Genomic DNA, 18,370 nt, shown 5'->3' with positions numbered 1-18,370 from the left:
AATCGTGAAACTCCCTTCTACATGAAACTTTTTTATTGGGTTAAGCGCTTCACCTCTATTGGTTCAAGCGCCGTTCCCATCCGGGTTAAGCGCTTAATCTGATATTACTACATTTATTTGCTTTCGACAATCCTTTTTTTCCGCCTTCCGGATGGAAATCAGTTGCGGTCGCCTTCCTCCCTACCGGATAACGTCCGCTCCAACGGTCAGCAGGAGCTGTGCGCAGGCGGGCTACCCCCCCGCCCCGGTTGGAATACGGACAATCAGGCTTTCCAGCCTCGGCCCGGGGGCCATCCGGCATTCCTGCGCCCATACTCCCCATCGTTTGGAAGCGGACGATGCCGGGCACACGGCAGCGCGCAGCCGTACGCTCCCGCTGCCGGTCTATCCAAACACAGTCACGATAAGGAGCCTCGAGCCCGTAAACGCGCCTCGTGCCGTTCCAGCCCGATGAAGCCGCTCCCGGCGAGCACAGCGAACAAGGACGACGCATAGGGCATCGACAGCAAGCCCTGGTAATCATACAAAAAGCCGTTCATCACGTTGCCGAGAATACCCGCCAAGGCGATGACGGCTGTGAAGACGGCAATGCCGGTCGTTCGGGAACGCTCCGGTATCGAGCGCGCGATGTAATCCATGGCCGCAGCGAAATACAAGCAGAAGGTGCAGCCGTGCAGCAGCTGCGTACTGTAAGCCGTCGCCATCCCGGGGAACGCCCCGAGCAAGCCCCACCGCAGGGCATACAGCAGCCCGGCTGCGGATAGCGTCCTTAAGGCGCCGAAGCGCGCAACGACCGTGGAGGCGTAATAAAAGAACGGAAGCTCGCAGACCGAGCTGATGACGTTGGCGATGCCGATCGCGCTTTGCGTTCCCCCGACGTCGTGAATGTAAATGCCGAAGAACGAGCCGTAGAAGCTGTTTGCCACCTGCAGCAGAAACGCCATCAGCAGAAACAAGACGAACGGTGCCGAACCCAGTCCTCGGGGGCCTTGAGCTCGGCCGGTTCTGTCGGCGGAAGACGGTGAGGCGGTCTTCAGCCTCAAGGTTACGGCTATCCCGAGCAGCAGAATCAACGCCGCAGTCAGGAACAAGCTTCCCATCGGCAGCCGCCACAGTACGGCGGTGGCGATCATCCCGCCGACGCCGTAACCGACCGAGCCCCACACCCGGAGCCGGCCGTACTGCCCGGAGGCGGTTTGCAGGTAAGATAGCGTCATCCCGTCCAACAGGGACGGATAGGCGTTAATGAACAGCGTAATCAGCACTAAAACGGCCACGGTCAGCAGAAGCTGCCGCATGCTCATAAAGAGAATCAGCGAGAAGGCCGCTCCGCCCAGAAGAATGGCCATCACGGCGACGGTTTTCCCCCATCTGTCCGACAGCCACCCCCAAAACAGCGGAGAGATGACCCCAATGACGGGCAGCAGCCCCATGGTGCTGCCGATCGCCACCCCGTTCATGCCCGATTGCTGCAAATATAGCGCCAAGTACGGCATGTAGATGCCGACAGCGGCGTAGTACAAAAAGTAAAGTTGACTCAGTCGGCGTTTTTCAGCCCCGGCTCCGTTCCCAACGGTCATGTTGTCGTACCTCCGAAATTGTTTACTAGGTTTAGGCGAGCCGGATTTCAGCATACCCGATCGAGTCGAAGGTCGACCATCCTCGTGATTCACAAAGCTCACCGCTCGTGATTTACTTCGCCTTAGCCTTCTCCGTAAGCCTTGCCAGCACCTCTTCCCAATACAGCTTCATCTGTTCCCGCACATTCGCATCCTTCAGCTTTTCTTGATGAAAGCTGATCGTCGTCCTGCCGCCGGCCGCAGCCAGTAAACGAATTTGCAAAGTCGAAGCTTGCTCCCAACCTGCTCGCTGCCACGACAACCGGAGCTGTTCGAGCGGCTTTACGATCCGCAGCTCGCCGGACGTGCCTTCTTTGGAGAAGAAACGCTGCCCGGGTTCCAGCTGCAAGGCGGACAGCCCGCCCAGCCACCAGGATAAGCCCTCCGGCGACGTAAGCAAGCGCCATGCCTGCTCTTGGGACAGCGGCAGCGTTCTTCGAACCCCCACCTGGAAGCCGACCGACGACGTTTGACCGACGGGCTTCCGAGCTTGATGTTCCGAATACCCGTTGTCGATTCTCGGGTTGGTCATCCGACAATCCTCCTTTTTTTGGGAAGATATAAATTGTAATTAATTTACCATAAGGGGCGGCATTAGACCATCACTTTTAACTACCGCGGACTTTGAAAAATAAAAAAAAGCCGGCGCCTGAGCAACATGCGCAAGTTTACGCTGTTACCAGGCACTAGCTACTTTCGTGCTTATCCATGCTCCTAACTTTTCAACAGGGCAGGGTGATCGGTGATGATGCCGGAAACCCCGCAATCCAGCATCCGGCGCATCGCAGGCTCCTGATTGACCGTCCACACGATGACATGCTTGCCATGCTTGCGAATGGCCTCGACGTCTTCCTGTTCCACCATCCCGTGATACAGCGACACGGCGAACACATCCAGCCCGAAATCCAGCCCGAAATCACGGATAAGCGAGAGCGGATGAAGCGGCTTGAAGTCGTAAACGAGACTGATGCGCGCTTCAGGCGCCTGCTGCTTGATCCGGTGCAGCAGCTTGTGATCGTAGGAGGAGAACAGCACGGAAGCGAGCCGTCCGTTCTCGCGGAGAAGCTTGATCGCCGCCTCTTCCAATCTTCCGCCGCAGCTCATCTTCAGCTCTATATTTAAGCCGATCTCAGCCGGCACCAGCTCCAGCACTTCCTGCAGCAGCGGAATTCGTTCGCCTGCAAAAGCCGGGTCAAACCAGGAACCGGCATCCGCCCGGCGGATTTCCTCCAGCGTCAGCTCTGCAATCGCTCCGCTCCGGTCCGTCGTACGGTCGAGCGTTTCATCGTGACAGACGACGACATGCCCGTCGCTTGTCAAATGAATATCCAGCTCGATGACATCGCATTGCTGCAGGATCGCCTGCCGGAATGAAGCGAGCGTATTTTCCGGCGCTTCCCCTGACGCCCCCCTATGGGCAAATACCCATGGCGTGTTACGATTCCAATTCATCCCGATCATCCTTCCATCCCTCTTCTCATGTTTCGTTCTTTTACTTTAATCCGGAATGCATGAAGCTCTCGACAAACTGACGCTGGAAGACGAAAAATACGAGCAGCAGCGGCAGGATAACCAGCAGCGTCGCCGCCGTTACGGTTCCCCACTGGGCTCCCGTCTCGAACGATTGGGCGAATATGGCGATGCCGACGGTCAGCGGCCGGGTTTCCACCGAGTCGGTTACGATAAGCGGCCACATGAAATTGCTCCAGTGCGTACTGACCGAGATGAGCCCGAATGCGATATAAGTCGGTTTCGCCGAGGGCAAATATACATGCCACAGCGTTTGCCACCATTTGGCTCCGTCCGCCTTAGACGCATCGTCCAAATCAAGCGGAATTTGCTTGAACGTCTGCCGCAGCAGAAACACGCCGAACGAGGAAGCCCAATAAGGCAGCATAATTGCCAGCTTGTTATCAATCAAGCCGAGCTCTTTCATCGTTGAATAATTCGGGAAAATCAGAATGTCCGGCGGAATCATGATCTGCGTCAAGAAGAGAATAAAGACGACGCCCTGTCCGATAAAACGCAACCGTGCAAACGCGTAAGCAGCCAGCGTAACCGTAATCAGCTGCACCGCCAAAATGCCGGTAACGATCAAAATCGTGTTCGAGTAGTACCGAAGAAACGGAATGGTCGTCCATGCCGATATATAATTGGCAAACGTCGGATGTTCTATCGCGAACGGATTGATTCTTGTGATGACTTCGCTTGAGGGAGTAAACGATGTGACAACGGTCCAAACCAGCGGAACCAGAAAGGCCATCCCCAACAAGACGATAATGGAACGGTTGATCGCTCGTGCCACCATAGAAGAACTCCTTTCTTCTTCCTAGTAATGGATCCGTTTGTCCAGATAGGCGTAATTGAAAACGGAAATAACAAGCAAAATAACGAGAAGCACGACAGTCAGCACGGACGCCTTGCCCATATCCCAAAAGCTGAACGCCGTCTCATAAATATGGTACAGCAGCAAATTGCTCGCGTTATTGGGGCCTCCCTTTGTCATGATGTATAAGTGGTCGACCAATTTAAAGGAGTTCGTTGTGGCAATCACCATGACGAACAGCGTTGTCGGCATCAAGAGCGGAAAGGTGATCTTGCGAAAAGCCTGGAAGGCACTCGCGCCTTCCATTTCCGCAGCTTCGTACACTTCCCTCGGCAAGTTCTGCAGTCCTGCCAAATAAAAGATCATGAAAAACCCCGCTTCCTTCCAGATGATCATGACGATCATCGACAGCATGACCCAATCCGGATCGCCCAGCCAATTGTACCCCGTCAAGCCGAAGACACCGATAAATTTATCCAACAATCCGTAGTCGGGCGTATAGATAAACAGCCAGATGTTGGCGATCGCAATCATCGGTATAAAGGTCGGATAAAAAAACGCCGCGCGCAGCAGACTTGTCCCCTTCAGCTTATTGTTGATCCAAACCGCCAGATAGAGCGCCAGCAAAATACTTACCGGCACAGTGCCAAGAACGAGCAGTAAATTGTTGGCGAGCGCCTTCATAAACACATCATCCTGAAACACCTGTACATATTGGTCGAAGCCGACGAACTTCCTTTCGGACAAATTCGAGCTGTAGAAGCTTACATACACCGATTTAATCGTCGGATAGAAGGTAAACAAAGCCAGAAACACAAGCGAAGGAAGAAGCAGCGCGTAAGCGAAGCCGTTCTCTCTCCAGTTGATTTTTCGTTTGGCGCCCGGCGCGCGTTGTATCATTCGAATCCCCCTTTTTCTACGTCCTGCTTGTTCGCGACTGCCTAACGGACGGGATTACTTCGGCACCTATGCCGTGATAATCCCGTCCGTTTCGGCTGTGATTGACTGCTACTTCTGGAAGCTTTTCAGAATTTCGTCAGCCTGCTGCTGGGATTTATCGAGCGCTTCTTTAGGCGTCATTTTACCGAGCAGCACAGCCTGAATATTGTCGTTAAACAGCTTGGTCACTTGCCCGTTTTGGTACGTCGACAGTTCGCTGTCCGCATACTGCAGCTGATCTCTCGCCACAGCCGCCTGCGGGAAATCTTTCACGTAATTTTTCAGCAAATCGGTTTCATAGGAAGCCTTCGTCGTTCCGACATACCCCGTATCGATCGACCATTGGGCTACCCGCTCCGGTTTCGTCAGAAACTCGATAAATTTCACCGCTGCTGCCTTGCGCTCTTCCGGAATGTTTTTGAACACGTACAGATTGCCGCCTCCTGTCGGAGACCCGTATTGCTTATTAGCCGGCAGGAAAGCTACGCCGAAATTGAATTTCGCATCCGTCTTCACTTTCGTTAGATTGCCTGTCGTATGGAACATCATCGCGGTTTTGCCGCTGATAAAATCGGACGGTACGGTCGCCCATTCCAATGTGCCTTCGGGCATGACTTTATCCTTGCGTCCGAGGTCCGTGTAGAACTGCAGCGCTTCCTGCACTTCCGGTTTATTGAAATAGACCTTCTTGCCGTCGTTCGACATGATGTTCGTGCCTGTTTGCAGCGACATCGCCTGCAGCATCCAGTATTGATAGCCGGTGCTTGGAATTTCAATGCCCCACTGCGTCACTTTACCGGATGCGTCTTTGACCGTCAGCTTGCTGGCGGCTTCCTTCAGCTCGTTCCAGTTGGCAGGCGCCTTGTCCGGATCGAGTCCCGCTTTCTTAAACAGATCCTTGTTGTAGTACATCACGATCGTACTGCGCTGGAACGGAACGCTCCATACGGTATCGCCGGACTTGGTGTTGCCCATGAACGCTTCATAGAAGCCGTTAAAATAATCTTTGGAAAACCGCGGCGTCAAGTCTTCGATCGCATTCATCGAGAGCAGGCTGTATAAGTCGGTAGACAAGAGGACCGCGATATCCGGCGAATTACCGCCCTGCACAGCCGTCGCGACTTTCGTCATCGTATCCTGGTAGCTGCCGCCGTAGACCGGCTTCACGGTAATGTTCGGATTTTCCTTGTGGAAATCGTCGGCCAATTTATCGATCAGCTTCGTGATCGGACCGCCGACGGCTACCGGAAAATAAAACTGCACGTCTACCGGCTTATCGGCGGCTTTGGCCGTTTCGGCCGGACTTGAGCTTGCGTTCCCGTTCTGCGCTGCAGGCTTGTCGGCTGTTCCTTGGCCGCAAGCCGACAGGACGAATGTTGTCGCAAGCACGGATAGCAATACTTTTTTCATAGATAAATTCCTCCCTAAATTTCTGTTTTATGTAGATCCTTCGCCTAATGAAGGTTACTGCCGGTATGATCCAGCTCGGACAATCCTCTGATGCAGCGTATCAGCTGGTACCGCTTCTTCCGGTATATAGCCGCTGTTCACCGATAATTTCACTTAACGAAGCGAGTACGTAATCCGGCTCGACGCCCGTCAGCATGATGTCTTTGCGCGAATCGGCTCCTGTCAGAACAAGCGCCGTATACATGCCGCTCGCTTTGCCGAAGCGGATGTCGGTTTCGATCCGGTCTCCGACCATCAGACACCGTCCGGGGTCGACAGACAGCTTCTCGAACGCCTTTTCCGCATAATAGGCGGAAGGCTTGCCGATCACTTTGAACGTCTCGCGTGAGCTCGCCGTCTCCAGCGCCTTCACCAGCGACCACGTATCCGGAATCGCTCCGTCGTCGATCGGGCAGAACGGGTCCGGGTTGGCTGCAAGGAGCAGCGCCCCATTGCGAAGGGCATTCATGCCTTGAGTCAGCTTGTCATACGTAAACTGCCTGTCCAATCCGACCAGCACATGCGTCGCGCTCAGCGCGTCCTCGGTCGTCTCCACGCCGTACCGCTCCAGCTCCAGCTTCATGGCCCGCTCGCCGATCATGAACACCTTGGCGCCCGGCTCATGCTCCCGGAAGTACAGCCCGGCCACGCTGAGCGCCGTCATAATTTCATCCTCGCTGCATGCGACTCCGAGCTGTTCAAGCCGCTGCTGCACCTCTTCGATGGTACGAATCGTCGTATTCGTCACGAACAGCAGCGATTTCTCCTGTTCGCGAAGCCTGTTCAGCGTAGGCAGCACGCCCGGCAGTATCGAATTGCCGGCATACACAGTGCCGTCCAGATCGAACAAATAACCTTCGAATTGATTCAAACCGGCGGGGCGCTTCTTTACCCGCCCTTCTTCCTTGGCGCCATCCCCTGTGCAAGGCTGGAACCCGTTCTTCTGATGCGTCCCCTGTTCTGTCACCGCTCTACCTCTTTCCAATAAAAATAACCCTTGTCCGTAAATGTAAAATAAGCGTCATCGGACACATCGCACAGATGCCCCGGCTTTTTTTTTACATTTTACTGAACAAGGGTTTTCTCCTGTTCTCAACCCATCGTAACCAGCAAATATGTTCGATATAAACTTAGTATAAGGCAGTTTTGTCAAGGGACGATAAAATCCGTTCATAGGTTTTGTAAATTTCAGCGTGCAAATGGGTGCTTCCACATGGACGGATCACCGCTGGAAATAAAATCTGCACCGCTTTCCAGCGCAGCCCTGATTTCCTCCTCGTAACGGATCAATCCCCCGACAATCAGCGGCTGCTTGATCGTGTTCTTCAGCTCGCGAATGACCCTCGGCATTAACCCGGGCATAAGCTCGACCTCATCCGGATGTGATCCCGCAATCATTCGAACAGCCGTTTGAACGGCCGCAGTGTCAATGGCAAAGATGCGCTGAATGCTTCTGATGCCCGCCTGCCTGGCCGCAGCGACCGCGTTCGACTTCGTCGTTACGATGCCGTCCACCTTGAACTTCGCTGCCAAATATTCGACGGTATGCGCATCCCTGCCCAAACCCGAAACCATCTCCAAATGGACGTAAACCTGTTTCCCTGTTTCATGAATGTGTTGAATAATCGATTCCAGATTGCCGATATGTCCTGCCATTAAATTCACGCGCGTGACGCTGCTTTCCAGCACTTTCGAAATTTGCTCCTCTTTCGTAACCGAAGCGATGATCGGATAATTGCTCATGCGTGTGCACCTCCAAGGCTTGCTTACTACCACTATACCCTTCGATTGTTTGCGGAGTGTTAATATTCAAAAGTCCCCACCATATTCAAACGTGGTGGGGACAGCTATCTGTCTTACGTTAATTGGAGAAATCGATGGAACGAAGCATTCTGCTCAGCAGCACCGCGCTTTCCGCTCTCGTTCCCGTGTTTTCCGGCGCGAAACGATTCGCTGACACGCCGTTCACCATTTGCAGGCCCGCGAGTTTGGCCGTCGCTTCCCTCGCCCAAGCAGCAATCTCCGATTCATCGGAGAAAGAGGCGTTGCCGGCAGCCGGAGCTGCTGCGCGATAACCGGCAAACTGCATGGTCCGGTAAATCATGACGGCCATTTCCTGCCTCGAGATATAGCCGTAGGGGCGGAAGGTATCGTCTTCGTAACCGGTGACGAGCCCGTTAGCGGCCGCGGTATTTACCGCGCTCGCGAACCAGTCCCCCGGCTTGACGTCCTTGAACGTTGCGCCTGCCGGAGCTGCGGCGGCCAGCCCCAGCGATCTCACGAGCAGCGCGGCAAATTCGGCGCGCGTGACTTCCCGGTCCGGCGCGAATTTGTCGTCATCGACACCTTGAACAATCCATTTGGCGGCCATTCTCTCTACATCCTGTTTAGCCCAATGCCCGCTCAAATCGCTAAAGGTTACACGGCGGTCCAGAAGCATATAGGTGCTGTTGGACCTGCTGTACAGAGCCGCTTCGCCATCCGCAAGAGCAAACGGAACCGGCTGATACACGGTGTTTCCGTTCGCATCGGTTTCAACCCGCACAGCTGCCAGCGTCTGTTCATTCACCGGCCCGTTCAGCTTCATCGTTCTGGGCACATACCGGCTAAAGCTTGAGATTTCACTGCTGCTTCCATTCTCCGCCGCCGCCGTTAACTTGAATTCGATGGAGGCGAGCACCTGCAAGCCGTTCGCTTCGGCAGCCGATTTAGCCTTGTCATCCTTGGTCATCCGGACGGTTACATGGAGCTTGTCCGGCGATACTTCCAGCCTGGTCGCCCATGCCCTGACATCGATTTGCTCCAGTGGAAGCTGCCATGCACCCAGATTCGTCTTGAACACGACGGTGCTGCCCGCTTGCTGTGACTGAAGGACTTGAAGCGCTGACGGAGTTAACGAAATCAACGCTTGATCGATGTCTTCGCCTTCTTCCACGGCCTGCAGCGTAATGCTGCCTTGGCCGGCTCCGTTCACGGCGGCTCGAATCGCCGCGTCGTCGACTGTAGTTTGTGCGATTTTTCTGCCGTCTTCTTCTTTGACACGAATGCCATCGCCGGTTGATGGAGCGCCGGCAGACGGAGCAGGCGACGAAGTTCCGCCGCTCGATTCGTAGTCAGGCTGGGGCCGGAGTACGCTCAGCACATACTCTTTGGTCGTCGTGTTGTCGTCCGCCGTCACTTGAATCGCAATCCGGTTCATTCCATACTTGAGCGCCGCCTCGTATACCGCGCCGCTTACGGTCGGGACACCATTCACTTTCAACGTCGCCCAGGCATCGGCGGCCGTTGGCGTTACCCGGATTGTGCTTACGCTGCGGCCAACCGTCCATTGATACGCTGTCGTATCCGGAGCAAATGCCGGCGTTAAGGTGCCCGCGCTCACCTCTAACCCTGCCAGATCGGCATTATGGGACTCCACATGAATGAGAACCGGCTGCGTATAGAGGTCGTACTTATTGTTGTCGTCGATAACAAACGAGTAGCGAAGCAAGGCATGCGCTCTGCCGGGCTTCTTCGCTGTAAGCATGCTGCCGTTCGCTTCTACCGTATCCAGTCCGTCCAACAATACGATGTCAGGCTGAACATCCTTTTGTTCACCCTTAAAGGTTACGATATAGGACGATAACGGAATGGTTTCGTTCTGCTGCAGGACGAACTTGTCATTCACCGGTTTGAGCGCAGCCGCCCAGTCTGAGGCCCAGTCCGCATAGTCGGTCGTAATGCCATAGACGCCGCTTTTAAAGATGTTGATGAAATCATTTTTGTTATTGTAGGTCCATGGGGATACGATCAACCCCCGGTGCTTCGCGGCCTCCAGGAAGTTTTTGTTCAGCTCCCTGTCATAGCCCGTATTAAAAGTAGCATTCAGCGGCTGGACAAGCATGAGCGCATCGCGCAAAGATTTTTGCGTATCGGCTTGCTTGACCGTACCGGCACTGACCAGTAAACCCAGCGGCATCTCCGGCATCAGCTGAGCCATCAATTTCAGTTGACTGGCATGAAAAGACATCGTATCGATCAGCGCCTCGGCATCCTGTTCCCTAATTACCCGGACGTAGGTGCCGACAGCGTTAGGGGTGCTTGTCTTGATCTCGGCCATAATCATTCTCCCGTGCACTTTGGCCAGATCGATCTGCTCCTCCAGGGTCGGAATCTTCACGTCAGGGTAGCCCGCCGGCATCGGCTTGTTGGCATTGAGCGCCTTCAATTCCGCAAGCGTGTAATTTTCCGCATTCCCGGATCCGTTCGTCGTGCGGGTCAAATCGGTATCGTGTACGATAACCAAATGCCCGTCTTTGGAAAGATACATGTCGTTCTCGATAAAATCAGCGCCCGCCTGAATCGCCAGAAGGTTGCTTTCTATCGTATTCTCGGGAGCTTTGGTCGGCAATCCGCGATGGCCGATCATATACGGCTTGCGGATCAGCGTCAAGTCATGGGTATATACCTTGAATGCGTCGAACGCCTTATCCGGCGAGTCGGTGACAATCCCGTTCACTCCGGCCGTAATCAGACGATGCATCGCGATGCTCTCGTCAGCCGCATTCGCCGTTTCCTTGGTCCAGATCGAGACCATCCGCTGTTGAAGGTAGTTCACATTGTCAGGCGTTGCGGCGCTCTGCGGCAGAAGCGCGATCTTGGCCAAGCTGGCCGTCGTTTGTCTGCGGATATCGATCAATCGATCTTCGGACCCATTCGTCTCCGATGTAAAATCGACGATACCGCGAATGATCGGATAAGCGGTTCTCGCTTTTTTGATCAAAACTCCGTTATTCGAAACAACAAAGGCGTCTTCAAGTCCGATGCTCTTTAAATACTCCGTCAACCGCTCAACGGAGAGCTCATCCTTCACGTAAAAGGCAGGAATCATCCTCGTTCCAATCGTGCCGAGAACCGAATCGAGACTGCCGATTTCCTTCTCGCCCGTCGGATTGGTCACCTTCAGGTCGCTGTTCACATGCAGAATGACCGTTGCCGGCAAGGTAGGACCGGTGAAGCCGGCCAAGTTCTCCAGACTTGTGATCTCCGCCACTACCGTAGGCGCCATCGCGATTTTCGTATCCGGCTCCGTCACCTGAACGAACCGGTCCGACGGATCCACGATAGCCGGAAGCGGAGTTTGCAGCAGAGTGACCCGGATATTGTCCACTTTCATTTTACTTCCGTCGGCTTGAAGTCCGATTCTTCCCTTCGCATAGCTGGTTGCCCGGTCGGTATCGATAACAAGCTGGCTGCCGATCCATTCCTGCACCCGGTTTCCATAGGCTAGTATCGTGTAATGGTACAGCTTATTCGGATTGATAGCTTCTGTGTACGATCCTTTTTCCATGACGTTCCAAGCATTGGCAGGCGTCCGCTCCGCAAATTCGACGCCGTTGGCCGCCGTCGCATCCTGCCTGACCGCCATCTGGTAATACGGGTAATTATCGTTCTGAATTCTGTACATGATGGAATTCCATCTCGCTGTGTTATTGGCCGCCAGATGCGTAATGTCGGCTTCGATCTTGTAATTGCCGTAGGCCCCTAAATAATCGGGAAGCAGTACTCTCGAAGGGTTGTCGGGAGCCGCGCTTGCATCGATTTCAAATGCGCCGTTATTCACGGCCGCCGCGCCGGCAGTTGTCCCTTGTTTTCTTGTCCAGCCTTGCGGCAGCGTTCCGTTCGCAAGCGCGTCAAAATTTTCTTCATAGAGCACATAATCGCTGTCGCCGGCATTCTTGGCAGCGACCCGTATAGGCACTTGGACACCATCTTTTTCCGCGGTTACGGTATACACGCCTTTTTGTTGTACCTTCATTGTGCCGTTATGAATCACGACAGCGGGATCGGCGGAAGTCCAGTTTACCTCGCTCCCCTTCATCAGCCCCGATGTAAAATCGCTGTAGTCCGCACGCAGCGTTATCGAGTCGAGCTCGATCGGTTGACCCGCAGCGGCTGACAGCACATAGCCGCTCTCGTGCTGAAGCGATACTACTTTGGCCCCGACTGCAGAAGGCGTTACCGTTATTTCCTGCGACCATTCGGCATCGGCGTAGATCGCCGTCACTTTCGCTTTACCTGATTTGAGCGGAAGGATTTGATTGTTTACGATTTTAATGACACTCTCATCCGATGCATACAATTTGAGCATCCCCGAAGGCACCGCTTCGGTAATCCCGTCGGAGTAGTATACACTGGCCGTTACATTGACCGCGCCAGACAGAGCCTCCATCGTAGGCGGCAGCGTCATATACAGGTTGTCGGCCGTGATTCGGGTTACCTTCAAGTTGTCGAACGAAACCTTGCTTTGATCGGCTTGAAAGCCGATTTTGCCTTTTTCCAAGAGCACATCTGACCCTAACGTTTGGTCCGTCAAAAGCGTAAAGTCGGCATCGGTTTTCGCTTTTATATATTCCTTGACGTTGTTCCCGAAGACTCTGACTTTCAAGGTGTAATCCTCATTTAACGTCAGCGGCTTCCACATGCCGGTAATCGGCGTCGGTGAAAACCAGTTTCCATCCGGCTTCCGATAAGCGATTTCATAAGTGCCGTTCTGCCGGACAGCCATTTGATCGTAAGGGACCTTGCCGTTAGTAGGCACCCGGAACATGAGCGCCGCCCATCTTTGGGCATTCACCACGCCTTCGAATCTCATGTCCGCTTCAATCTCATAATTGTCCCATTGAACGGGCGCGATGACCCGGGCCTGCTTCCCCGATGCTTTCCCGTCAAACTCCATTCTCCCGTTACCGTAGGTATCCTGCACAACCGTAAACGGACTGCTGCCGCTGTTCACATCCGAGATCCAGCCGGGAGGAAGGCTGCCTGCCGCATAGCCGTCGAAATGTTCCTGAAGAAGAACAGGATTCACATCCCCCGAAACCGGGCTGCCGTCTACAAGCGTCACGACACCGTAGCCGCTCGTATCGTTCCAGAACGAGCTGGAGTTATAGGCGCTCCAATAGCTTGTCCGCTGCTGGCTTGTATCGTCGCCGTACCGGTCGGTTGTGCCGATCTCCAAACCGAGCCGCTTGTTCAGCATAGGGTCAAAATGAAGCATGTCCCAAGGAACCGCCACTTCAAGCGACCAGCCGGAAGCTGTCGTTTGAATCGCCCTTAATATCTTCTTCTCATCCTTGCCGCTGTGATTGCTCAGCGCAGCCCCGAATTGCAGCTTCGGCGTCGTCGTTCCCGGCTGATACATCAAGCCGATCTGCATGTCGCCCTCGGCAAACGGCGCAGACTGATGCTGTGTCGGATCCAGAAAAATGTTCACGCCATCCTGCTCGAACCAATACCCGGAGCCATTATGAATCAAATTCGCGTCATCGGACTTCACGCCGATATATAAATAACGGTTATCCCACAGTAGGCCAAAGCGGGATTCCTGGAACCCCCCTTCTCCTATCCGTCTGTCCAAACGCTCATTGATGCTCCAGATGGATTCATCGAGCTTGCCGTCAATGACAGGAGCATGCCGCGTTTTGTTCACGTCGAGCGTTTTTCTTCCCGCGTCTGCCGCTTGAGCTTGCTCTGGCAGCACGCTAAGCTGGAGCATGCCGCTTAATAAAGCGACGATGATCCACATATGGAACAACTTCCTATACCTGTTCATTTCCCTCATCCCTTTCATCCTTGGTCAGACTGCTTGTTCATCAAAGCGCGGCGGCCTTACCACCCCTCCCGCACACAGTTTCGGAAAGCACAAAAAAACCCTTCATCCAGCAAACGAAACCGGAGAGTCTTTACTTGACGACTCATCCAATTGCTGCAATGAAGGGTTTTCTCCTTGTCTCCTACCCTTGTCTATTCGGTTCGTATAAGGAACTCACATTTCTATTTTTACTTTACCAGCGCATTGTTTCCGGAATGTCATCCGCATGCGAAGAGATTGTAAAGATTCATCCCGGCTCCAGGAGCCCCATGTCCAAGCAAGCTTTAACTGAAAGCTTCTTAACCTCGGCCTGAAAGCGAATGTCCATTCGTTCCCCCGACAGCTGGACGATTTCCCCCCGCCCCCAAGACCGGTGCTGAACCGTCAGCCCTATTTTCAGTTGAGCCGCGCTCGTTATCGCATTCGGGTTGAAGGGAACCGCGGGCTTTACCGTATTTGCCTGGACGGACGCTTCCTGTTTGGGCAGCGGCTTGTCGGGCGTGACGATGCTGCGAACGTCCGCAACAAACGGAGATTCTTTTACTTTTTCGCCATCCCTTTTTTGATACGTAAGCAGCTCCAGTTCCCTTTTCGCCCGGGTCATGCCGACGTAGAATAAACGGACGGCTTCCTCCAAGAGGGCCTGATTCCCTCCGGCCTTTTTCTCCATGTCCGCGGAAGCAGGCAGGATGCCGTCGATCAGATCGATCATATATACCCGCTCGAACTCCAGACCTTTTGCACTGTGAAGGGTGGAGAAGGTCACCGCATTGTGGTCCTTATTGGACTTTGAGCTTTTCATCAGAGACGCCAAGTGCTTCAACCGCTTCGCAAAATCCTCCATCGTTTCGAGCGTATCCGCGATCGCTTCCAGCGTGTTCAGAATACCGGTCAAGTATTCCTTGCTGAATCCCAGCCTTTCACACATCTTGTCGATGGCTTTCTCGTAGCCAAGCCGGTTTCGAATTACCCGGATTGCCTCAAGCGGCGGCATGCCTTTCATCTGTTGCAAGGTTTCTTTGACTTCCTGCACCTGTTTACGCTGATAATCTTGCAGCGGGACGTAGTTCAGCAAATTATCAAAGACGGATTCGTTATTGTCGATTCCCTTCAGTACCGCCATCTGCTGCTTGGTAATATACCCGTTAAGCTTGGTATGAATTTCTTCCATAATATCAACGCGCTTGTCCGTAAAGGTCATTCGCATGAAGTTCAAGATGTCTTTCACGACCCAATGAGAGAAAAAACGAATGTCAGCATCCTTCATATAAAAGGGAATCCCCGCGCGGTCAAATTCGTTCATCAAAGGAATGGAAGAGGAATGATTTCGATACAGCACCGCCACATCGCGAAGACTTTCAACCTTTTGGATTTCCTGGACCAAGTATTTCGTCTGATAAGGGTAATCGGCAAAGCTCCTGATTCGGATCGGCTTATGCGATGAGTTGTGAGTAAACATGTTCTTATCGTACCGATTTTTGTTTCGTTTTATGAATTGGTTGGCCGCTTTCACAATATGTTGCGATGACCTGTAGTTTTGCTCCATGAAGAGCGTAACGGCATTCGGGTACACTTGCCTGAAGTTAAGCAAATAGGCAGGCTCCGCGCCTCTCCAGCTGTAAATGGATTGATCATCGTCGGCTACGACACACAGATTGCCATGTTCCCTTACCAGCTTCTCGACAATGGCGTGCTGTACCATCGACGTGTCCTGACTTTCATCGGTCAGCACATAATCGTACCTTTGCTGATATTTGCGCAGCAGCTCCCGATCCCTCTCCAACACCTCGTTCGCGATGGTCAGCATATCGTCGTAATCAATCAGCAGCTTGCTCGAGCCTAACCGTTTATAAGTCTCATATTCCCACAGGATTCGCCCCGCTTCCTTCACATTACATGGAACGTTCGACCATTCGTCTTCAGGAATCATTTTGTTCTTGATGAAGCTAATGTAGGTGGTGAGCTCGTCCATTTGATCATCGGTGATGTTTTCGCGGGCGATCGTTTTATACAAATGCCGTAAAATAAACTTCTTATGTAAAGGCGGACTATCGGAATCCAAATCGCCCAGTTCTTCCAAGCTGATGTCGCCTTCAATGATTTGATAGGCCGTCCTCGTTTTACGGAAATGCTCCCGAACGACCTCGAAGGCCATGCTGTGAATCGTAGAAAAATCAACCGGCGGAAGATCAGGGAAAAAACGTTTAAACCGCTCTTTCATATCCGCCGCTGACGCGCGGCTGAATGTAATCGCCTTAATGCGGGACGGGACAACTCCCTTCTCTTCAATGAGGTAGCCGATCCGCATGATGACCGTGGTCGTTTTCCCGGATCCCGGAGAGGCCAGAAGAAGCAAGGCTCCCTCCGTTTGAAGAACTGCCTGCTTCTGGACGTTATTTAAAGAAACTCCGTTTTGTTTGATGTTTCGGGTAAAAAAATCGTCACTTGCTTTCATATCCGACAAACCCTTTCAACTAAATCAAATGCCGCATCACATGGTTAGGACACTTACAAGACTATTATAGCATCTCCTTCTAATAGGATCCCGGCTCTCTCCCCGGCATAAACAAAAAACGAAAGCCCGGATGATGAAGGGCTTTCGTTTTTCACTCTTCGTACACTGATCTCTACGGATCGATAAGCGTTTGACGGGAATCGAACCCATGCCGCCAGCTCAGAAGGCTGGAATTCTTCCATTGAACTACATACGCATATGGTCGGGACGACACGATTCGAACATGCGACCCCCTGGTCCCAAACCAGGTGCTCTACCAAGCTGAGCTACGTCCCGGGATAAAATGGCCTGTTGGAGCACACTTTGTAACTCGGTGAAGATGAATGGCGTGCCCTGAGAGATGCGGCTTTTAGCCGACTGCGAAGCGAATGCTTTCGAAGCGCAGCTCCGACGAACTCTAACGTTCGAATCTAAATCTCAGCACACTTTGTAACTCGGTGAAGATGAATGGCGTGCCCTGAGAGATTCGAACTCCCGACCTTTTGATTCGTAGTCAAACGCTCTATCCGGCTGAGCTAAGGGCACATGGCAATGGCTGGGGATCTAGGATTCGAACCTAGGCATGACGGAGTCAAAGTCCGTTGCCTTACCGCTTGGCTAATCCCCACTGCTTGCTGAAGTTACTTTCATAGAAAAAGCTCACCCAAGGTGAGCTTGCTTGGCGACGTTCTACTCTCCCGGGACCCTGCGGTCCAAGTACCATCGACGCTGGAAGGCTTAACGTTCGTGTTCGGGATGGGTACGCGTGGTTCCCTTCCGCCATCATCACCAAACGGATGTTGATGCTTCTGCCGCGAAACATCAGATCTTGCCATTCAAGGCGGCTTGCACCTTGAAAACTGGATACGAAACTCAGCATGCTGAATGCTTTGACTTCACCAAAGTGAAAGTCTTTTGGATAAGCCCTCGACCGATTAGTATTCGTCAGCTCCACACGTTGCCGCGCTTCCACCCCGAACCTATCAACCTCGTCGTCTACAAGGGGTCTTACGAATTGGGAAATCTCATCTTGAGGGGGGCTTCACGCTTAGATGCTTTCAGCGCTTATCCCGTCCGTACTTGGCTATCCAGCCGTGCTCCTGGCGGAACAACTGGTACACCAGCGGTACGTCCATCCCGGTCCTCTCGTACTAAGGACAGCTCCTCTCAAATTTCCTGCGCCCACGACAGATAGGGACCGAACTGTCTCACGACGTTCTGAACCCAGCTCGCGTACCGCTTTAATGGGCGAACAGCCCAACCCTTGGGACCTACTTCAGCCCCAGGATGCGATGAGCCGACATCGAGGTGCCAAACCTCCCCGTCGATGTGGACTCTTGGGGGAGATAAGCCTGTTATCCCCAGGGTAGCTTTTATCCGTTGAGCGATGGCCCTTCCATGCGGTACCACCGGATCACTAAGCCCGACTTTCGTCCCTGCTCGACCTGTTTGTCTCGCAGTCAAGCTCCCTTATGCCTTTGCACTCTTCGAATGATTTCCAACCATTCTGAGGGAACCTTGGGGCGCCTCCGTTACTCTTTAGGAGGCGACCGCCCCAGTCAAACTGCCCACCTGACACTGTCCCCGTACCGGTTCACGGTACCAGGTTAGAACTCCGATACGATCAGGGTGGTATCCCAACGGCGCCTCCACCCACGCTGGCGCGCAGGCTTCCCAGGCTCCCACCTATCCTGTACAGATCGTACCAAAGTCCAATATCAAGCTGCAGTAAAGCTCCATGGGGTCTTTCCGTCTTGTCGCGGGTAACCTGCATCTTCACAGGTATTAAAATTTCACCGGATCTCTCGTCGAGACAGCGCCCAAGTCGTTACGCCATTCGTGCGGGTCAGAATTTACCTGACAAGGAATTTCGCTACCTTAGGACCGTTATAGTTACGGCCGCCGTTTAC

The 18,370-nt window shown here is 53.3% G+C and carries 10 protein-coding genes, 4 tRNA genes and 2 rRNA genes (1 of these 16 only partly in view); all 16 read right to left on the bottom strand.

The features are described from left to right. Positions 1–398: 398 nt before the first annotated feature. The gene (locus ACZ439_RS18200) at positions 399–1,580 is read right to left on the bottom strand and encodes an MFS transporter (RefSeq protein WP_164751713.1); all 1,182 of its coding nucleotides are present in this window, start codon (positions 1,578–1,580) and stop codon (positions 399–401) included. 112 nt (positions 1,581–1,692) lie between these two features. Continuing rightward, complete coding sequence (locus tag ACZ439_RS18195; protein WP_054798295.1) at positions 1,693–2,151, bottom strand: SRPBCC family protein; 459 nt, start codon at positions 2,149–2,151, stop codon at positions 1,693–1,695. A gap of 182 nt (positions 2,152–2,333) precedes the next feature. Beyond that, positions 2,334–3,071 carry a glycerophosphodiester phosphodiesterase family protein gene (locus tag ACZ439_RS18190; protein ID WP_054798299.1) on the bottom strand — a complete coding sequence of 246 codons (738 nt, stop codon included), beginning with the start codon at positions 3,069–3,071 and terminating at the stop codon, positions 2,334–2,336. Between the two features lie 40 nt (positions 3,072–3,111). Further along, positions 3,112–3,924, bottom strand: coding sequence for a carbohydrate ABC transporter permease (locus ACZ439_RS18185; RefSeq protein ID WP_127605070.1), 813 nt, complete (start codon positions 3,922–3,924; stop codon positions 3,112–3,114). Between the two features lie 24 nt (positions 3,925–3,948). Further along, positions 3,949–4,845, bottom strand: coding sequence for a carbohydrate ABC transporter permease (locus tag ACZ439_RS18180; RefSeq protein WP_464620012.1), 897 nt, complete (start codon positions 4,843–4,845; stop codon positions 3,949–3,951). 108 nt (positions 4,846–4,953) lie between these two features. After that, positions 4,954–6,294 (bottom strand): ABC transporter substrate-binding protein, encoded by a 1,341-nt coding sequence (locus ACZ439_RS18175; protein WP_127605031.1) that lies wholly within the window; start codon positions 6,292–6,294, stop codon positions 4,954–4,956. Between the two features lie 100 nt (positions 6,295–6,394). Further along, the gene (locus ACZ439_RS18170) at positions 6,395–7,300 is read right to left on the bottom strand and encodes an HAD-IIA family hydrolase (protein ID WP_464620011.1); all 906 of its coding nucleotides are present in this window, start codon (positions 7,298–7,300) and stop codon (positions 6,395–6,397) included. 221 nt (positions 7,301–7,521) lie between these two features. Beyond that, positions 7,522–8,076, bottom strand: a complete 555-nt coding sequence (locus ACZ439_RS18165; RefSeq protein WP_054800343.1) for a glycerol-3-phosphate responsive antiterminator — start codon at positions 8,074–8,076, stop codon at positions 7,522–7,524. 118 nt (positions 8,077–8,194) lie between these two features. After that, positions 8,195–13,900: a glycerophosphodiester phosphodiesterase family protein gene (locus tag ACZ439_RS18160; protein ID WP_464620010.1), complete on the bottom strand. Its 5,706-nt coding sequence runs from the start codon at positions 13,898–13,900 to the stop codon at positions 8,195–8,197. A gap of 313 nt (positions 13,901–14,213) precedes the next feature. Then, positions 14,214–16,421 (bottom strand): ATP-dependent helicase, encoded by a 2,208-nt coding sequence (locus tag ACZ439_RS18155; RefSeq protein ID WP_464620009.1) that lies wholly within the window; start codon positions 16,419–16,421, stop codon positions 14,214–14,216. A gap of 185 nt (positions 16,422–16,606) precedes the next feature. Next, positions 16,607–16,677: transfer RNA gene (locus tag ACZ439_RS18150), tRNA-Arg, on the bottom strand. Positions 16,678–16,680: 3 nt separating this feature from the next. Then, positions 16,681–16,757, bottom strand: a tRNA-Pro gene (locus ACZ439_RS18145). Between the two features lie 172 nt (positions 16,758–16,929). Beyond that, a tRNA-Arg gene (locus ACZ439_RS18140) sits at positions 16,930–17,006 on the bottom strand. A gap of 7 nt (positions 17,007–17,013) precedes the next feature. Next, positions 17,014–17,088 (bottom strand) — tRNA-Gln (locus ACZ439_RS18135). Between the two features lie 49 nt (positions 17,089–17,137). Then, positions 17,138–17,254: ribosomal RNA gene (gene rrf, locus ACZ439_RS18130) — 5S ribosomal RNA — on the bottom strand. 121 nt (positions 17,255–17,375) lie between these two features. Next, positions 17,376–18,370: ribosomal RNA gene (locus ACZ439_RS18125) — 23S ribosomal RNA — on the bottom strand; it runs 2,076 nt beyond the window's last position.

Source organism: Paenibacillus sp. JCM 9796 (assembly GCF_055379675.1).
The sequence above is the reverse complement of the archived record's forward strand: the minus strand, read 5'-3'. Positions and strand labels throughout refer to the sequence as shown.

What these genes read in the sequence shown, in the direction of transcription:
- ACZ439_RS18200 (WP_164751713.1), bottom strand. Translation starts at nt 1,580, where the DNA reads ATGACCGTTGGGAACGGAGCCGGGGCTGAAAAACGCCGACTGAGTCAA.
- ACZ439_RS18195 (WP_054798295.1), bottom strand. Translation starts at nt 2,151, where the DNA reads ATGACCAACCCGAGAATCGACAACGGGTATTCGGAACATCAAGCTCGG.
- ACZ439_RS18190 (WP_054798299.1), bottom strand. Translation starts at nt 3,071, where the DNA reads ATGAATTGGAATCGTAACACGCCATGGGTATTTGCCCATAGGGGGGCG.
- ACZ439_RS18180 (WP_464620012.1), bottom strand. Translation starts at nt 4,845, where the DNA reads ATGATACAACGCGCGCCGGGCGCCAAACGAAAAATCAACTGGAGAGAG.
- ACZ439_RS18175 (WP_127605031.1), bottom strand. Translation starts at nt 6,294, where the DNA reads ATGAAAAAAGTATTGCTATCCGTGCTTGCGACAACATTCGTCCTGTCG.
- ACZ439_RS18165 (WP_054800343.1), bottom strand. Translation starts at nt 8,076, where the DNA reads ATGAGCAATTATCCGATCATCGCTTCGGTTACGAAAGAGGAGCAAATT.
- ACZ439_RS18160 (WP_464620010.1), bottom strand. Translation starts at nt 13,900, where the DNA reads ATGTGGATCATCGTCGCTTTATTAAGCGGCATGCTCCAGCTTAGCGTG.
- ACZ439_RS18155 (WP_464620009.1), bottom strand. Translation starts at nt 16,421, where the DNA reads ATGAAAGCAAGTGACGATTTTTTTACCCGAAACATCAAACAAAACGGA.